The following is a 17600-nucleotide window of genomic DNA, read 5'->3' as shown; positions in this document are numbered from 1 at the left end:
AATATAAATTCTTGAAAGTCTAGCTAACCGCGAATTTGCCCTTCGCCTTCTGCATAAGTCGTACTTGTGGTTAGATGCACCAAACCCATTGGACCCCTTACATGTAACTTTCCTGTGGAGATCCCCACTTCTGCACCCAATCCGAATTCTCCACCGTCGTGAAATCTTGTAGAGATATTTACGAACAAAGCCGCTGAATCTAGTGAGTCACGGAATAAATTCGACATCGCTATATCTTCAGTCACAATAGCTTCTGTATGACCCGATGATACTTTTTCGATAAACAAAATAGCTTCGTGAATCGATGGCACTGTTTTTACGGAAAGTCTTAGATCCAAAAATTCTTCTAGATAATCCGACTCTTGGGCAGGTTTTCCCTTGGGAAACAACGCAAGCGCAGCTGGATCCAAAAGAAGTTCCACTCCTTTTTGTGCAAGGCCCTCTAACAATTCTTTGGACTTAGGATATTCCGAATGAAGGATCAAGTTCTCTACCGCATTGCAAACTCCGGGGCGTTGCACTTTGGAATTGATCGCTATATCCAGTGCTTTTTTAGGATCTGCAGATTTATCGATAAATAAATTACAAACTCCTTTATCATGTTTTACTACTGGAATCTTTGAGTGCTCGGAAACAAAACGAATGAGACCTTCTCCTCCTCTTGGAACGACCAGGTCCACAAATTCAGATTGTTGCAAAAACGGAACCATGAACTCCCTGTCTGTTTTTTCCACAAATACGAGTGCGTCGGGAGAAATTCCCGCAAATTTAAGGCAGTCTCTGAATAGATTCGAAAGGATCATATTTGAATGGTAGGCCTCGCTGCCTCCGCGCAAAATGCACGCGTTGCCAGATTTAAAAGAAAGAGCTCCTACATCGATGGTAACATTTGGTCTGGATTCATAGATGACCATTACGACTCCGAGAGGGACTCGTTTTGTATTGAGCCTAATTCCGTTTGGAAGAGTCAGACCCCTGATCACTTCTCCGACTGGATCGGGTAGTGCGCGTATTTCTCGCACTGCCTCCACAAGTTTTTCGATCCTTTTTGGATCCAGAGTGAGTCTGTCCAGCATAGCACCGGACAGTCCTTTTTCTTTTCCGAATTGCAGGTCCTTTGCATTTTCTGCCAGGATTTCTGACTGCTTGGACAATAGACTTTTGGCAAGAGAATCCAGGATAGAATTCTTCGTATTCGTATTTAGTTTTCGAATCTCCCGGGATGCGATCTTTGCTTTTTGACAGAGTTCTTTTACATAGGATTCATCGATTGTACTTCTTTGGATCATGTAGTACTTCCTCCGTTTCTTTTAGCGCGTAAGATTTCCTTGATTTCAGTTTCGGAATAGGACCTGGATTGGTTCTTTCCAGCGATCAATGTTCCTAGAGTATTCTCTTCTAAGAAACGCCGCACGCAATTTTTGAGCGTTCCATTCACGATTCCTGTAGGAATTCCTGCCTCATTTAGAATGGCCGCCGCTTTCAATTTAGTAAGCATTCCTCCTGTGCCCGGTCCACTTGGTCCACCCGCAAAAGCTAACTCTTGTTTGCCGACCTCTTTTAGATGAGAAGTAGTCAGACCATCTTGCAAAAATCCGTCTACACTCGTTAAAATCAGCAAAAGGTCTGCTTCTGCGATCAAGGCGACGATCGCGGAAAGTATATCGTTGTCTCCAAAATTCAATTCTTCCGTGGCTACCGAATCGTTTTCGTTTACCACCGGAAGGATTCCCCAGTCCAGAAGCTGGCGAAAAGTGTTTCTTAAATTTTTGAATCCGTCGCCGGCTTCGAGATCTAGTACACCGAACAGAATTTGCGCGATCGGTATGTTCACTTTGGAAAAGAAACTATCGTAGAGGTTTACCAGTCCGTTCTGGCCCATTGCTGCTAATGCTTGTTTTTCGGGAAGCGTATCCTTTGCCTGAACAGTCTCAGTTAAAGTAGAAAGCAAATTTCTGCCCCTTGCGATCGCTCCCGAAGATACTACGATCACTCTTTTCCCTTCGTCCCGCAGGTGGCGAATGTCGGCTACTAAATTGAATAGGAAGTCGTTTACTTCGGTCTCTGATCCTGAGAGCCTAGCTGAGCCGATTTTTACAACAATCGTTTTTGCATTTCTTATCCTGGAATTGAACTCGCTTCTACTCATTGGAATTCTCTTCTTTGACGGGAAGTATATTCAGAAAATTTAATTTTTCTAAGTCTTGTTTAAAAAAAGCATTATCCATATTTTGGAGAAGATCTTCTAAATTAATTTCCTGCTGAGCGGAAATCGGTACAACTTTTCCCAGGGAAGAGACTGACTTTAACAGCTCATCGGTGAAATGCGGATCTTCCCAAACGTCGATCTTATTCAGTACGATCAAGTGAGGTCGATTGAGCAGTTCTGTGTTGTATGTTTCCAGTTCTCTTCGCAACATATGAAAATCGGCTTCGATATCAAGTGCGCTTGCGTCGAAAATGTATAAGATTCCCTTTACTCTTTCTATATGTCGTAAAAAAGACAAACCTAGTCCGATTCCTTTGCTAGCGCCCTCGACGATTCCCGGAATATCGGCGATCGTGTATCGGAAGATGTCTCCCTTTCGTTTGACTACACCTAGATTGGGAGATAGAGTTGTGAATGCATAGCCCGCTATTTTCGGGTGCGCTTCCGTAATTTTGGAAAGCAAGGTGGACTTTCCTGCATTAGGAAGTCCTACAATTCCCACATCTGCTAAAAGTTTTAGGCTGAGGCGGAGGTTTTTATGTTCTCCGTCTTCTCCAGGTTGTGAGAGCTTTGGTGCCTGATGCGTCGAGGATTTGAAGTGTGTATTTCCTTTACCACCTCTTCCGCCTTTCACTACTATGAATTCTTGGTCAGGGGCGGTAAAATCGAAGAGCTGCTCTCCGTTATCTTCGTCGTATACCTGAGTGCCGAGAGGTACTTGCAAGATTAGATCTTCGCCTTGTTTTCCGGAGCGATTGTTTCCTTCGCCGGGAAAACCATCTTGGGCTCTGAATCTGCGTTTGGAAAGATACCGATCTAAAGTCACCATTGACAAGTTTGATCGGATTCGAACGTCTCCACCTAGTCCCCCATCTCCTCCATCCGGTCCTCCGAATTCCACATATTTTTCATGACGAAAATGAACGGAGCCGGCTCCACCATGACCTGCGGTCACTTCAATTGAGACTTCGTCTACGAATTTTTCCATGAGTATTCTTTAGAGCTAGTTGCTTAGAGCTGTAGTTTGAAATCTGGAGGTTGTTTTCCGCATAAAAAAAGAAAGGCTCCGGAGGAGGTTTCCTCGGAAGGCCTTTCTTTTTCCGGATTCTCAGATTGTTCTGTTCGGATTATTCCGGGTAAACGGAAACCTGCATTTTGTGTTTGGTGACCATTTCAAACTTCACTTTGCCTTCTACAAGTGAGAAGATCGTGTGGTCTTTTCCGAGGCCCACATTTTTGCCTGCATGAAAACGAGTTCCCCTTTGGCGAACTAGAATGTTGCCTGCGAGTACATGCTCGCCACCGAATCTTTTCACGCCTAAACGTTTGGAGTGGGAATCGCGTCCGTTCTTGGAAGAACCGCCACCTTTCTTGTGTGCCATTTTTATACTCCTATGAGTTCTAATTCCTTAGGATATTGATTCCTAAGATTTTCCAATCCATCTTGGATTAGACCAAAGCTGGTCAATACAATCTGGTCGGATTCAAACCCCGAAAGAATTTCAAATGAAAGAAATCCATCGGAGATTTCTGCGGTGCCGATCCTTCCCTGGTTCTTCAGATGAAGATACAGAGTTTGGACCAAAACGCTTACCGCTGCGCAGAGGATATTTTCCCCTTTTTGGCCCAGATTTTTTGGGGAATGCCCCGAGGATTCCAGGCCGGATATCCCATACTTATTTCGGATCAACCGAATGCGGATCAAACCGCAGAGAGAGAAACTACTTTTAACTTCTGGAGTTGTTGTCTGTGTCCCCAGGTTCTTTGGGAGTTTTTGCGTTTTTTGTACACGTAACCACGAATTTTTTCGCCTTTTACGTCGCTCACAACTTCCAGAGAGACTTTTGCGGACTTCAATTCGGGTGAGCCAATATGAACTTTGTTGTTCTCAGCGAAAAGAAGCACCTTCGCGTTGAACTTTTCTCCCGGTTTTTGTCCGGTTTTTTCGGTCAGGAATTCCATATCCTGAGTCACTTTGAATTGTCGGTTCCCGACTGAAATGATCGCAAACATTGATTTAGGCCTAGTTTTACCGGTTTTTGGACAGTCTTGCTCCTTGCCCCAAGGAGTCAAGCGAATGCTTCTCTAAATTTCCCTCGGAAAGTAGATTAGATTGTACCCACTCTCGTAAAGCAAAAGCAATCCTTACCTTGCTTTTTGGCTTTGTACATCGCCTCATCTGAACTGATCAAGAGTCTCTCAGGCGTTCTTCCGTCCATTGGAAAGACCGCGATTCCGGTGCTAAAGGTTGGAACAAAAATTTCATTCTGGACTTCGTAGGGTTGACGAATCGATTCCATGAGCCTGCCTAAGATCACTCGAATATCGGTGTAAGTGTCGATCTCGAGTGCAAGAAGAATGAATTCGTCTCCGCCAAGTCGAGTGACAGTATCGGATTCCCTTAAGGCAGTTTTCATTCGGTTAGCAATTTCGATTAATAAGCGATCACCCTCGCTATGGCCGTAGGTATCGTTCACTTGTTTGAAATTGTCCATATCCATATTCATGACGGCGATCATTCCATTCTTTCTCTCCGCCATCGCGATTGCTTTTTTGATTCGGTCCATGAGCAGAACTCGATTCGGGAGACCTGTTAGAAAATCGTGAGTCGCGAGTTCTTCGGCTCTTTCTTTTGCTGCCTGCAATTCCTTCTCTACCATTTTGAGTGAAGTGACGTCTGCTACGTGCACAAAAAAGCCGCGAACCATTCCGTCTTCAATGTCCGGAGTATAGGTTGTTAAGCTGTGTCTGATTTCCCCGTCTGGTGTTGGAATTTCTCTTTCGAAAACTTGAACCGTTCCGCGCAATACTCCTTCGATAAAGCATAGATTTTGAAGATACAGCGGGCCTAACAGATCTTCCAATCTTATACCTATCAATTCTTCTCTCGTTTTGCCGAACCATTCTTGGTATGCATTATTAGCAAATCTGCATATTTTATTTTTATCCCAATAGGCTAGCATTGCACCAATGTGATCTGCAACAAGTAGAGCTATATCTTTGATATCTTGGGGTTGTCGTTTTTCCCTCTTTGAGCTCTGGTTCATTCTTTAATCCTGGCTACGTTATACTAGGATTTAGCTTATCGATTATATACCCTTACAATCCATGATCATACAGCAATAATAGCCGTCTGCAACAGAAAGGTAGGAGAAAAATTATGGAACAAAAGAGATTTTTGACATTAAATTCATCATAAGTAAACTAGATAATTTCCTGTCGCTTAATCGGAATCGGAAAATTGTCAATAAATTTCAAAAAGTGGCCCTTAAAGAATCCTACGCTTGTCAAATTAGAATTCTTTGTTTTATTAATATTAACCTTAGTGCGGTGTAATATAACGTTTGTCCATTTTCTGAAGGTGAGAATTGGCTTAGAGTAGGATTTTCGAGAGTCCCACCGAGCTCAAAGTGTAAAGGCGGCTTTGATCGCTTTCCTCAAATTTGTTTCTAGCAGGTTCTGATTTTTTCGGGAAGCGATACAATTTCCTAGGAATTCCTGCACATACGCCTCTCCAAATTTCTTAAGAGCCTGATTGGATGCCTTTAGCAAGAGTAACGTTTTCTCGCAATCTGCGGAGTCACTGAGCAACCCCTTTTCAATCGCATCTAACTGTCCTTTTATTCTGTGAATTCTGTTGATCAGTTTCTTTTTGGAATCTTCGGATTTCATTACCTTATAGGGTAGGGGGTATCCGCGAAAGGGTCAAGGTGTTTTTAGAATCCCTTTTTATAGGAACAGTTAAGCTTACTTCTCCCCGATCTTTTCCAGGTACTTTTCGATGACTTGCTGTACTTTCGTTAGAACTTCATGATTAGGGTCCAATTTGGTTGCTGCTTGGGCCATGATCGTTGCTTTTTTGTAATCTTTGAGTGCTAGATAGGTTTGCGCCAAGTTTACAAGATTCTTCAGGTGTTCCGGTTCTCTCAATCTTAAGCGCTCACCGAAGTCCAAGGCTTTTTCTAATTGCCCGGCTTTTCTGGCAGCAAAGGAAGCAACATACAAAATTTCTTTATCTACCGGCTTCATATTGAGGTAATCCTCAGCATACTTCGCCGCTTTGCTGTATTCTTTTTGGTTCAAAAACAATCTTACAAAGTTCTTTTTTACTTCGGGAATATTACTATCAAGTGACTCTGCTTGCTGTAAGAAAGCGATCGCTTCTTCGATTTCCTTATTTTGAGCTGTTTCTTTTGCCCTTTGTAGTAGCTCTTTTATTTTTTCCTTAAGTTCCAGTTTTATTCGGCGCTGCTCTGAATCAGTTTCTTTAAATGCAATTCGAATTAGCGAGAGATCGTCGGTAAGATCTCCGCTGTCACAAATAGAGTCATAGATGGATTTGAGATCGCCGTTTCCTTCCTGGACCCTTTTGAGAAAAAAGCTTTCATTATCATTTATGATTCTTGAGCCTGAGTCGCTTGTTCCCAGTAGAATATCGTCTCTACCGTCTGATCCGGCGATGATCACGTCTCCTGGGGCTAACTGGAACGTTTTAATGAAAATGCTACCTTCCATGCCGGTCGTTCCTAATTTACGAAACATTAAATCGTTTTCGATAAAGCTCGCGACTCCGTCTCTATACAAGACAGTCCAAGGATGCTCCGCATTTATATAATAGAGTATGCCAACTTGGTCGTCCACTAGTCCCATCACAAGTGAAACGAGCATTGAACCGTCAAAACTTTCGAATACTTTATGAAGTTCGGTGAATGCGTTTTTAAGCCAACGCTCAGGAGACTGTTCAGATATGGATTCGACGATTTTAGTTCTTTCAATAATGGATTCAAAGACTGCTCCGAGAACTAGTGCGCCTCCAGCTCCTTGCATAGATTTTCCCATAGCATCCGCGTTTAAGAAGACTGTGTAGGAATTTCCACGGAGCTGGATATGGTTCGCAATATTCAAGTCTCCGCCGATTTCATCCTTATAGTTTCTGAAGGTGAACTTTTTTTTCTGTTCGAGTAGAAAATCCACGTTCACGTTCTCACCATTTGCTTTGTTCGATCCCAGCGGTTTGATTAAGAGTGAGGTAAGAAAGTAATCCCCGTCTTGCTGTTGCTTTAGTTCTCTTACTTCTCCAAGAGTTTGTTCTAATTCACGGGTCCTTTCTTTTACCTTTTCTTCCAAGGATTCGGCGTATTGCTGTAATTTCTTCCTCGCTGCCTGTATGCTTCTTGCCATTTTGTTAAACGACCTTGCGATGAATCCGATCTCGTCTTCTACCCTAGGTACAAGTCTGTACTCTAAATTTCCTGAGTTTACTTCTGTTAATCCGGTCAGTACTTCGCTCATTGGATTTACGAGAGCATTTTGGAAGAAAAAGCGAAAGCCAAACGCAACTACGACGAACATCGCGAGCAAGGACAACACCATGATATTGGCAGGCGTATGTTGGTACATTCTATAATCGTGATAGTCGAAGCCTACTTCATAAAATTTTCCGTTGTTTAGGTGGGTAAAAAAGTACGAAACGTAGAAAACGGGTTTCGGATCTCCAGGATCAATTATTCTGGTTCCACGATAAATTCTTTGACCTTCTTCATAGATGGGAGAAAGTGTAATCAAAAATATTTTACGAATCTTTTCTCGATTGGCTTCTTTCCAGAAGGTAGATAGCCTTTTTTCAAGTTCCGAAAGCGTTTCCTTTAGGCCGACCTTGTCAGACTTGAGCAATTTTAGTACGGATGCTTGGTCTGCAGTATTTGGAAGATGCGAGAATTTATTCCTTACAACATAGAGTTCCTTGAAAATAGCTGCAAAATAGTCTTCCAGGTCTTGATCCGTGATCTGTTGATTTTCCTTTGATTTAATAAATGCTAGGATTCCAGCCTTGTACGCGTAAAATTGATTCGGTGAATTCTCTAGAATTTGTTCAGATTTTTGGAGTCTTTCGGCGGCGCTCAATGTTCCTAAGTTACAGAGAGTTTTTCTTACTTTAAAGAATTTTAATTCGATTTCGTCCTCATTCTGAAATCTTGCGTCCTTTTTTCCCTTTTCTAATGCAAAAGAATCTGTTTGAGGATCAAAAGACTGAACATATGCAAGTCCGGACGCTGTTCTGTTGTCCATGACCACTACTTCTGCATCTCTTTTTTTGATTTCGTCGTAGGATCTTTCGTAGGAGTTTAGGATTGCATAGCCTGCCAATTGGTAGCACACTAGGAAAGTGGCCAAGGTGACACCAATAATTCTATTTAGAATCGTTGTTCTCTCTTTCGTGGCGTTCACGTACACTAAAATGATCAGAAACATTCCGATTACCATTCCAAGATTGTACGCTTGCTGGTAAGTAGCTCTCTCAACCGAGCCGTTTCTGCTTAATGCATTCAGCACACCTGGCACGACCGTGATTACCACGTATGCAAGTAGAATATATATTACGGATCTGCGTTCTTTTCCTTTTTCTACGATCGATCGCCAGATTCCAACGATAAGGTAGCACAGATCGTAGAACAATATTATGAAAGAGAAATATCGATAAAACGTATGGACTTCAAAATCCCAGTAATGGCTCCCGGCTACGTAGACCTTCGGAGCTGATAGAGAAATAATGACATAATAAGCTAGTACTCCGACCGCTCCTACTTGTAGGGCAATGTAAAGTGGCAAACCGAACTTTACTCCTCTGCGATAAGGAAAATAGAGAAAGAATGCAACTAATTGGCCAAAACTGGTTAAAGGTGAGATGACTACAAGATATCTGTGAAACACCGTGCTTTCGTTCGGTGAAGAGAAGCCCCAGAAGTAACCAGCTGCGAGTAGAAAAGAGGAAACAGCACATAATCCTAGGTGTAATGCTGCCATGCTTCGATCCTTGATGGTCAAAAAGAAGGACATTGCGTATAAATAGAAGAGTGCTGTTAAGATAGATCCAAAGGAGTAAAAATTCAGGGTGAGTAAATCCATAAGCAGCTAAGTAATGTTAGAAACAATTATCCATCGTTAAAATCGAAATCTTGGAAAGCTGTTTTTTGAATGAGACAGTTTTTGTTAATAAATCATTTCGTCGTTTTGCCATTATTTTGCTTTAGTTAAATAGAATGATACTGATTCGCGAAAATCCAAAGCAACCAGCGAGTTACCTTCGCGAATTTATACGTCTAAAATCGTAGTATGATTTATAGTTCCGGTAAGACCAAGGATCTTGGAGGCGGATTTCTAGTTCGTCGCATTCTTCCTCAGTTTGAAACAAGATCGGTCGGTCCGTTCGTGTTCCTGGATCATATGGGTCCGGTTTCGGCTGAATCCGGAGAAGAGCTTGTAGTGAGAGCTCATCCTCATATCGGTTTAGCGACCGTTACGTATTTGTACGACGGAGTGATCTTGCATCGTGATAGTCTGGGCGTGGAGCAAAGAATTCAACCTTACGAAGTGAACTGGATGACCGCTGGATCAGGAATTGTTCATAGCGAAAGATCTCAACCGGATGCAAATTATCAAATTATAGAAGGGATTCAAGCCTGGGTCGCTCTTCCCACCGAGTTTGAGGAAACAAATCCGGAGTTCCATCACTTCGAAAGAAACGAAATTCCGACTGTCAGCAGCGGAGGCTGGGAATTAAGAGTACTCGCTGGCAGTTTTTTAGGGGAAACTTCTCCTGTGAAAGTGTTCTCGTCTTTATTTTACGTTGATTTGGAAGTAGAAGCTGGTGCCGAAGCAGAATTTCCGATTCCTAAAAATCAGGAAGCCGCGATTTATATCGCAAGAGGAAGCCTGGATATCGGAGGAAAGATTTTGGGAGTCGGAGAATTGGCCGTGTTTCCGATCGGTGATCCGATTCAGTTGAGGGCAGAAAGTACTTCAAGAGTAATGATTTTAGGTGGAAGTCCTCTAAAAGAGCCAAGGCATCTTTGGTGGAACTTTGTCTCATCCTCTAGAGCAAGAATTGATAAAGCCAAGGAAGATTGGAAGCTAGGAAAATTCGCCGAAGTACCGAATGAATCTGAAAGAATTCCACTCCCGGAATTCTAAAAGTCCCAGTTTTCCTCGAAATAACTAGAGTTTTTCTCTGGTATTGCAATTTCTTTACAAACTTTACTTGCAGCTACTCGGATTTTCGAGGCTATTCGTTGAAAAGGACCTTGCCACCATAGCCCGGCTTGAAATTTTGGTCATACGATGGAAATTCGCAATATCGCCATAATCGCTCACGTAGACCACGGAAAGACTACTTTATTAGATGGTATTCTAAGACAAACTGGTGCCGTCACCGCAAAAGAAGACGGGGAACGGATTATGGATCACAATGATCTCGAGAAAGAAAAAGGGATCACGATTAAGGCCAAGAACACCTCTGTTTCTTATAAAGGAACCAGAATTAATGTCGTGGACACTCCGGGGCACGCTGACTTTGGAGGGGAAGTAGAACGAGTACTTGCTACTGCCGACTCTTGTCTGCTCTTAGTCGATGCTTTTGATGGACCTATGCCTCAGACAAGGTTTGTATTGGGCAAATCTCTGCAATTAGGCCATAAACCAATATTAGTAATTAATAAAGTAGATCGCGATGGATCCCGTCCGTCCGCAGTCGTAGATATGACTTTTGATCTCTTCCACGATTTGGGAGCGACGGATGAGCAGCTTGATTTTCCGATAATTTATGCTTCCGCAAAACAGGGCTGGGCAGTACAAAAATTAGAAGATGCACCGGGAACTGATTTGAATCCTTTGTTGGACTTAGTGTTGGAACATGTTCCTCCGGTTCAAGCAAAGGTGGATTCTCCTCTTCAATTTCAAGTCACTTCGCTCGATTATAACGATTACGTAGGAAGAATCGCTGTCGGAAAAATCTACGGAGGAAAGCTGTCTCGCGGAATGAATGTGATTCAGTTGGCCGCTAAGAAAGAGGTAAAAGACGAAGCTACGATTTATAAAGTAACCAAACTCTATAACTTCGAAGGGTTAAAGAGAAACGAAATAGAAATAGCTGAGGCAGGGGATATCGTAGCGATTGCAGGTCTCCCGGAAGTATTTATCGGTGACACGATTTGTGAACCAGGGAAGGCAGCGCCTATGCCTGCGATCGAAGTAGAAGAGCCTACAGTATCCATGTTCTTTATGGTGAACAATTCTCCGTTTGCTGGTAAGGAAGGTAAGTTCGTAACTACCAGAAATATTCGCGAGAGATTGGACAGAGAATTAGAAACCAACGTTGCTATGCGTCTTGAAGAAACGGAGGATAAAGACCGTTTCAAAATTCTAGGACGAGGTGAATTGCATCTTTCCGTTTTGATTGAAACGATGAGAAGGGAAGGATTTGAGCTACAAGTCTCTAGACCGGAAGTTATTTTTAAGAAAGGTGAAAACGGAGAAAAGTTAGAACCTTACGAGTATTTGGTGATGGATTTGCCGGACCAATTTACTGGAAGCATTATCGCGGAACTCAATCGCCGGAAAGGTGAGCTCCAACTCATGGACGCACACTCTACCGGAATGACTCGAGTAGAGTTTGAAATTCCTACCCGCGGGATCATAGGTTTTAGAGGATTCTTTATTTCCGAAACGAAAGGCGAAGGAGTCATGTCCAGCAGGTTCCTTCGATTCGATACATATAAAGGGGAGATCGCAGGACGTAAAAACGGTGCTTTGATCTCAATGGATTCTGGCGAAACTACTGCATATGCGCTCTGGAAAATTCAGGAGAGAGGGGAGCTTTTGATCGGACCCGGAACTTCAGTTTATCCTGGAATGATTATAGGAATCCACTCTAGAGAAAACGACCTCGAAGTGAATCCGGTCAGAGAAAAGAAACTAACCAACGTTAGGTCCTCTGGGGCAGACGAGGCAATTCGACTGATCCCTCCAAGAAGGTTTAGCTTAGAGCAAAACATCGAATTTTTGGATGACGATGAATTGTTGGAAGTAACTCCTCAGAGTCTGAGGCTTCGCAAAAAGCTTTTGGATCCGAATATGAGAAAGAGAGCCGGAAGATAAGTACAATAAGTATCTTCGCTTAACATTCTAAATTGTTAATAGGAAGCAAAGCCCGGAAAACCTGGCTTTGCTTTTTTTTTGATTCCTTTAGGAAAGGTTGGACGCGTATTATACCATTGTGCGGGCTTTTCGAACCGGAATATTGGAGCGAAGGGAAATCGCCAGATTTTCACTAGAAAAGGAAAAGGGCCCCGCCCTTTTCTGGGCGGGGGGCTGGTGGCGGGTACCCGCACCCCCCAAGGCGCTTATTTCACAGAATGGCATGATCGGCAAGTCCCATTTTGGTTACTGAACTTTGTAGGAGCTCCTACAGACCAGGTTCCAATCTTTCATAGAAAGAAGAAATTCTTGCCGCAATCGTGAAAGGAACAGAACCGGTTCTCGGAATTTACTTGGATAGGATAGAAAAATTGCTTGATTAATATGTGCGCATACTATATGCATATTTATCAATATAGTAAGTGCACATATTAAGGAGGTTTGTATGTGGTCTTTTCGCTATTCAACTAAGTTTTCGGGGGTCGGATCGGATAATCTTTGGAAAGCAGTCGCCGACATCAACAGCTGGAATCATTGGAGCCAAGACGTAGAATGGACAAAATTGGAAGGGGAGCCAAAGGAGGGAAAAGATTTTTTTCTAAAACCAAAGGGTGAACCAAAGGTTCGAATTACGATTTCCGAAGCAAAATTTCCGAATCGATTTTCAGATGTTACTCATCTGCCCGGAGCTAAAATGAATGTCGTACATTCTTTTCAGGATGTGAAAGAAGGAACAGAGGTCGAAATCTTAGTCACTATAAGCGGGCCACTCGGCTTTCTTTGGAAGAAAATTATCGGCGAGTCTCAGGCGAAAGGCATGCCGGAAGAACTTGTTCGCTTAGCGGAATTTGCTAAAGGAAGTAAGTATGAAAACAACTGATCACAAAGCCAGAATTTGGGTCGTCGTAGTTTCGCGGGAGCATGCTCTAAGGGGAAAAGAGGAAGGTTTTATTCAAGCTTGTCACGGGAAAAAGGCTCCCGTGGCAAAAATGAAAAAAGGAGATTGGGTTTTGATCTATTCTTCGAAAGAGAAATTTGACGAAAAGAAAGTCTGTAGACGATTTACGACGATCGGTAGAGTAGTAGATGACGAGGCCTTTTCTTTTCAAATGTCTAAAGACTTTTGCCCATATCGCAGAAAAGTGGAATATCTTAATGCTGAAGAAACTGAAATTCTTCCGCTAGTCCAATCTTTAGATTTTATAAAGAATAAGAATTCTTGGGGCTACCCGTTTCGGTGGGGAATTCTAGAAATCGGAGACAAGGACTTTGAATTGATTGCGAAACGGATGGGAGTAGATGTCTAAGGAGAAAGTATTCTCTTTTAAAAATGCAGATGATAGTCCTGGATTTCTGCTTTGGCAGGTATCCAATCTTTGGCAAAGGGAAATTAGAAAAGTATTGGAGCCGTTCGAATTGACACATGCTCAGTTTGTTCTGCTTGCAGTATCCTTTTGGTTAAAGACTGTCGGAATGGAAGCTACGCAAGTTCGAATTGCAGAAAGGGCAAAGACGGATCCAATGACTACTTCCACAGTTCTTAGAACTTTGGAAAAGAAGAAGCTGATTCGAAGATTCGATCATAGCACGGATACTCGTGCGAAACTTGTAGAGGTAACCGAAAAAGGGGAAGCATTATTACACGAAGTGGTACCTGGAGTGGAGGGTTTTGATTCTAGATTTTTCGCACAAGTAAAGGGAAACAAAAAAGATTTTACCTTCGCTTTAAAAAATCTGCTCGGCAAATCAGAATAGATCAGTTTGTATCAATTATGTTTTACGCGATAAAGATCTTTATATCCGCTTTAATTATCTTTGTTGTGACAGAGGTCTCGAAGAAAAATTCAGTGTGGGCCGGGTTACTCGCTTCTCTACCGCTGGTAACTATTCTTTCGGTGTTGTGGATCTATTCTGAAACTAAAGAAGTGGATACCATCATTCGATTTATTCGAAGCGTTTTCTGGATGGTTTTGCCGACTCTTGGTTTCCTCCTTATCTTTCCTTTTTTATTGGAAAAAAAGACGCCGTTTCCACTGGCATTAGCAATCTCAGTCGTATCTTTATTCGGTTTATATTATATTATGATTCGAGTATTGGGCATGTTCGAATCTAAAAGCTAGTTTCCGAAATTTTTCTATTTGCCTTTAAGTTTTTCTAATTCTCGAATCAGTTGTTCTTTGGAGAGATTTGGATCATTCTTCAATCTTTCGATCAGCTCTTCGGTTCCAGATTTGTGCGTTACTGCTTTCAAATCGATAGATCCTGCTAACAAGATCGGGCTGAGCGGAACCGGTGGACTTGACTCTGCCTGTGGCTTTTGACGATTTTGTGGATTCGGCAATTGTTCTAATATTACGAGATTTTCGAATATCTCCGCGATCTTCCACTGGTTGTTTGGGGTGACCGCAAGCATATCCACAGTCAGATCATCTGTTTTAGAAAAGAAACCGACCCAGAAATTTTTTTCCAAATTGGCCGAATAGACTCCAGGTGATAACGGATAGAAAAGAATTCCTGCACTTTGATTATCTATTGTTTTTTTGAACTTAGATACTTGTACTGTAATTCTCCCTAAAAGAGGCTGGCCGATTCTTACATATACTTCTCCGTCCGAGAATTTTATGGTATTCAGGTCCTGAGAAATTTCCGCAGATCTGCCTGAATTCGTTTCGAAAAGACTTCCCACTTCCCTGACTTTTACAAAAGGGCTAAAATCTCTTAAGCTCCAGTCTGTAATTTTCTCAGTGGTCTTTCCGTGGAACAAGCGATGAAATTCTTTATAAAACGCTTCGACAAACAACAATTCTCGATCGCTAGTATAAATTTTTCCTAATCTCAACTTTAATTCTTCTCGATTATCGCTCACTGCAAACTGTAGGCGAGTCAATGTTTGAAACGTAAAATCCAGTTCCCCTTTTCCATTCCTCTGGATGAACAATGTCTGGAGTTTGAGTTTGTTTTCCTTTTGCCAATCCTTGGTTTTTTCGCTGATGTAAAATCCTGCAATCTCAGGGATAGCGGGGGTTTGCTTTCCCTTCAATTGATTGCTGCAGGAAAGCAGACTTAGAAAAATTAGGAGAAGAAGTGCATAGGATGCGGATCGAAAAAAAGGGGAGTTCCTGCAAAAGGGCATAAGCAAAGCCTAAATAGAAAACTAACTAGGTAAAGGAAAAATTATCCTGAATTCAGGGACTTGTCTTTTGTTGCAGTTACTTTGGCGAAAAGGTAAGCAATAATCATGTTTATTTAATTCTCTTGACAACATTCAAAATTACGGAAGGGTGGATGCCACAATTTCGGACAGGAGCTTGCGGATGAAACGATCGTATTTCGCACAACGATTCAGATTTCTACTCCTTGTCCCTATGTTCTTCCTCGCTTCCTATTGCGGGCCGAATCGACTCCAATCTCCGGTGGCATCTAACGGGATTCTGGATCTCAGCTCCTGGGATATTAATTCGGAACCGATTGTATCTTTGAATGGAGATTGGGAATACTATCCTGGTATATTAATCTCTTCTAAAGAATCCATTCCGTCGGGGACGGAGCCTAGTTTTTCCAAGGTTCCGAGGACATGGAAAGGCGACGGCTTCGGTACATATCACCTCAAGGTTTTGCTTTCTAAAGGCAGTTCGGAGCTTGCTCTTGCTTCCAAGAGTCAAGCTACTGCGTACCGTTTGTTTCTCAATGGAAAAGAACTTATTTCCGCAGGAACCCCGGGAACTGTAAAAGACGAAAGTATACCGAGCAATCATCCCGCCTTTCGGTCCTTAGGTGATGTCGGAAATGAATTAGATATCTTTGTGCAGGTTTCTAACTTTCATCACAGACTAGGTGGAATTTGGTTCGAAATAAATCTGGGTTCTGCAAGAGAGCTTCAGTTCCAGTTATCTCAAAAGAGAGACTGGGATTGGTTTTTGGGCGGAATCTTTTTTCTAACTGCCTTGTTTCATATCGGCGAGTTTTTGGCTCGCAGAAAAGACAGATCTTCTTTTATATTCGGTGCATTCTGCGCGATATTGTTTCTGCGACTTTTTATCACGGAAGATTACCTCTTACCTTTTTATTTTCCCTCTCTCTCTTACGATGCTTGTATCAGACTGGATTACTTTACTTTTTATTTGGGATTGCCTCTAAGTCTTCATTACCTGAAATATCTTTTTCCGAATTATTTTCCGAATATTTGGTTGAGAGGATTTTACTCCCTAGCAGCCGGATTTATCATAAGTTTGCTTCTGCCGCTTCCGGAAGCGACAGAAGTGATTCCTTATTATCAAGCGGTATTTTTTGTAGCATTCGTTTTAGGAATGTATGTTTTGGTTCGAGCGATCGGAGATAAGCAAGCTTATTCCGTGCCTCTTTGCATCGGATATTTCGCCTTAGGAATTACTGGAACTGTTGATGTGTTTTCGACTCATCAGATGGTGAGAATGAATGAGATGCTTCCGGTCGGTTTGCTTATTCTTGTTATCATACAGACTTTTGTGCTTTCTTTTAGATTTTCGCAACTCGCGAAAGAAAAAGATGAACTTACTGAAGAGCTTAGAATATTAAATGAATCTTATAGAAGGTTTGTCCCGATTCGATTTTTAGGCTTTTTAGGAAAAAAGAAAATAACGGAACTAGGTCCTGGTGACCAGGCTTTGCGGGACATGAGCGTTCTTTTTTCGGATATTCGCTCCTTTACCGAGTTATCGGAGAAGTTGGATCCGAAAGAAAGTTTTGAATTTCTGAATTCCTATCTGAGTAGGATGGAGCCAATCATTCGATCGAATCATGGATTCGTGGATAAATATTTCGGCGACGCGATTATGGCGCTCTTTCCAGAAAATCCCGACGACGCGCTTCATGCCGCGGTGCAAATGCAGATTTCGATCCAAGAGGAAAATTTAATCAGAGCCGAAAAGGGAATTCCTGAAATACAAGTTGGGATCGGCGTGCACACAGGCTCGATGATGATGGGTTTGATCGGAGGAGAGGGCAAGCTGGAGAGCACGGTGATTTCGGACGCGGTTCGAGTGGTTTCCCATCTGGAAAGTATGACCCGACATACAAATTCCAATATTCTAGTAAGCGAAGAATTCTTTCTTAGGCTCAAGAATCCGGACGCGTTTCTCTCTAGAAAGTTGGATCAGGTAAAGATCAAGGGAAGAGACGAAGAATTAGTGATTTATGAAATAGCGGATTTCTTGGGCCTTCAAGAGAGAGAAGCATTCAGAAAATCTAAAACTCCCTTTGAGAAGGGAGTTTTAGCCTTTTGGTCCGGCAGATACAAAGATGCTGGAGAATCATTCCGCGAAGCTTTAAGATTATACCCGGGCGATTTATCCTCTCATTCTTATATCAAGAGATGCTCCATTAGCACTCAATCTCAAGCGAGTAAGGCTTTGCCTCCAGAGTTCTACTGATTTTTGATTTT

General features: G+C 42.3%; 16 protein-coding genes. 6 read left to right on the top strand and 10 right to left on the bottom strand.

Annotated features, from left to right (window positions below):
- Positions 1-23: 23 nt before the first annotated feature.
- From CH373_RS08875 to CH373_RS08835, 9 genes are all read right to left on the bottom strand, one after another.
- On the bottom strand, positions 24-1289 hold the full coding sequence (locus CH373_RS08875) for a glutamate-5-semialdehyde dehydrogenase (protein WP_100713898.1): 1266 nt from the start codon (positions 1287-1289) through the stop codon (positions 24-26).
- Positions 1286-2155, bottom strand: a complete 870-nt coding sequence (gene proB / locus CH373_RS08870) for a glutamate 5-kinase (RefSeq protein WP_423789783.1) — start codon at positions 2153-2155, stop codon at positions 1286-1288. Before proB ends, CH373_RS08875 begins: the two co-directional genes overlap by 4 nt.
- Complete coding sequence (obgE, locus tag CH373_RS08865) at positions 2142-3197, bottom strand: GTPase ObgE (protein WP_100713896.1); 1056 nt, start codon at positions 3195-3197, stop codon at positions 2142-2144. The genes proB and obgE overlap by 14 nt, the downstream gene beginning before the upstream one ends.
- 139 nt (positions 3198-3336) lie before the next feature.
- Positions 3337-3591, bottom strand: coding sequence for a 50S ribosomal protein L27 (gene rpmA, locus CH373_RS08860; RefSeq protein WP_100713895.1), 255 nt, complete (start codon positions 3589-3591; stop codon positions 3337-3339).
- Positions 3592-3593: 2 nt separating this feature from the next.
- Positions 3594-3914 carry a ribosomal-processing cysteine protease Prp gene (locus CH373_RS08855; RefSeq protein ID WP_100713894.1) on the bottom strand — a complete coding sequence of 107 codons (321 nt, stop codon included), beginning with the start codon at positions 3912-3914 and terminating at the stop codon, positions 3594-3596.
- Positions 3911-4222 carry a 50S ribosomal protein L21 gene (gene rplU / locus CH373_RS08850; protein WP_100713975.1) on the bottom strand — a complete coding sequence of 104 codons (312 nt, stop codon included), beginning with the start codon at positions 4220-4222 and terminating at the stop codon, positions 3911-3913. The genes CH373_RS08855 and rplU overlap by 4 nt, the downstream gene beginning before the upstream one ends.
- Positions 4223-4317: 95 nt before the next feature.
- Complete coding sequence (locus CH373_RS08845) at positions 4318-5256, bottom strand: GGDEF domain-containing protein (protein WP_100713893.1); 939 nt, start codon at positions 5254-5256, stop codon at positions 4318-4320.
- Between the two features lie 358 nt (positions 5257-5614).
- Positions 5615-5881: a metal-sensitive transcriptional regulator gene (locus CH373_RS08840; RefSeq protein WP_100713892.1), complete on the bottom strand. Its 267-nt coding sequence runs from the start codon at positions 5879-5881 to the stop codon at positions 5615-5617.
- Positions 5882-5956: 75 nt separating this feature from the next.
- Entirely contained in the window at positions 5957-9115 is a 3159-nt protein-coding gene (locus CH373_RS08835) for a SpoIIE family protein phosphatase (protein ID WP_100713891.1), read from the bottom strand.
- A gap of 207 nt (positions 9116-9322) precedes the next feature.
- Between CH373_RS08835 and CH373_RS08830 the strand changes: the two genes are divergently transcribed.
- From CH373_RS08830 to CH373_RS08805, 5 genes are all read left to right on the top strand, one after another.
- Entirely contained in the window at positions 9323-10180 is an 858-nt protein-coding gene (locus CH373_RS08830; RefSeq protein WP_100713890.1) for a pirin family protein, read from the top strand.
- A 147-nt stretch (positions 10181-10327) separates the two neighbouring features.
- A complete protein-coding gene (gene typA, locus CH373_RS08825; protein ID WP_100713889.1) occupies positions 10328-12142 on the top strand; it encodes a translational GTPase TypA in 1815 nt (604 codons plus the stop codon).
- A 484-nt stretch (positions 12143-12626) separates the two neighbouring features.
- Entirely contained in the window at positions 12627-13061 is a 435-nt protein-coding gene (locus tag CH373_RS08815; RefSeq protein WP_100713887.1) for an SRPBCC family protein, read from the top strand.
- Positions 13048-13488: an EVE domain-containing protein gene (locus CH373_RS08810; RefSeq protein WP_100713886.1), complete on the top strand. Its 441-nt coding sequence runs from the start codon at positions 13048-13050 to the stop codon at positions 13486-13488. The genes CH373_RS08815 and CH373_RS08810 overlap by 14 nt, the downstream gene beginning before the upstream one ends.
- Complete coding sequence (locus tag CH373_RS08805; RefSeq protein ID WP_100713885.1) at positions 13481-13936, top strand: MarR family winged helix-turn-helix transcriptional regulator; 456 nt, start codon at positions 13481-13483, stop codon at positions 13934-13936. Before CH373_RS08810 ends, CH373_RS08805 begins: the two co-directional genes overlap by 8 nt.
- A gap of 379 nt (positions 13937-14315) precedes the next feature.
- Here CH373_RS08805 and CH373_RS08795 read toward each other — a convergent pair whose 3' ends face one another.
- Positions 14316-15221, bottom strand: a complete 906-nt coding sequence (locus tag CH373_RS08795) for an LIC12353 family lipoprotein (protein ID WP_243393326.1) — start codon at positions 15219-15221, stop codon at positions 14316-14318.
- A 274-nt stretch (positions 15222-15495) separates the two neighbouring features.
- Between CH373_RS08795 and CH373_RS08790 the strand changes: the two genes are divergently transcribed.
- Positions 15496-17589 carry an adenylate/guanylate cyclase domain-containing protein gene (locus CH373_RS08790; RefSeq protein WP_100713882.1) on the top strand — a complete coding sequence of 698 codons (2094 nt, stop codon included), beginning with the start codon at positions 15496-15498 and terminating at the stop codon, positions 17587-17589.
- The last annotated feature ends 11 nt before the right edge of the window (positions 17590-17600 follow it).

It is taken from the genome of Leptospira perolatii (assembly GCF_002811875.1).
Classification (GTDB): domain Bacteria; phylum Spirochaetota; class Leptospiria; order Leptospirales; family Leptospiraceae; genus Leptospira_B; species Leptospira_B perolatii.
The sequence above is the reverse complement of the archived record's forward strand: the minus strand, read 5'-3'. Positions and strand labels throughout refer to the sequence as shown.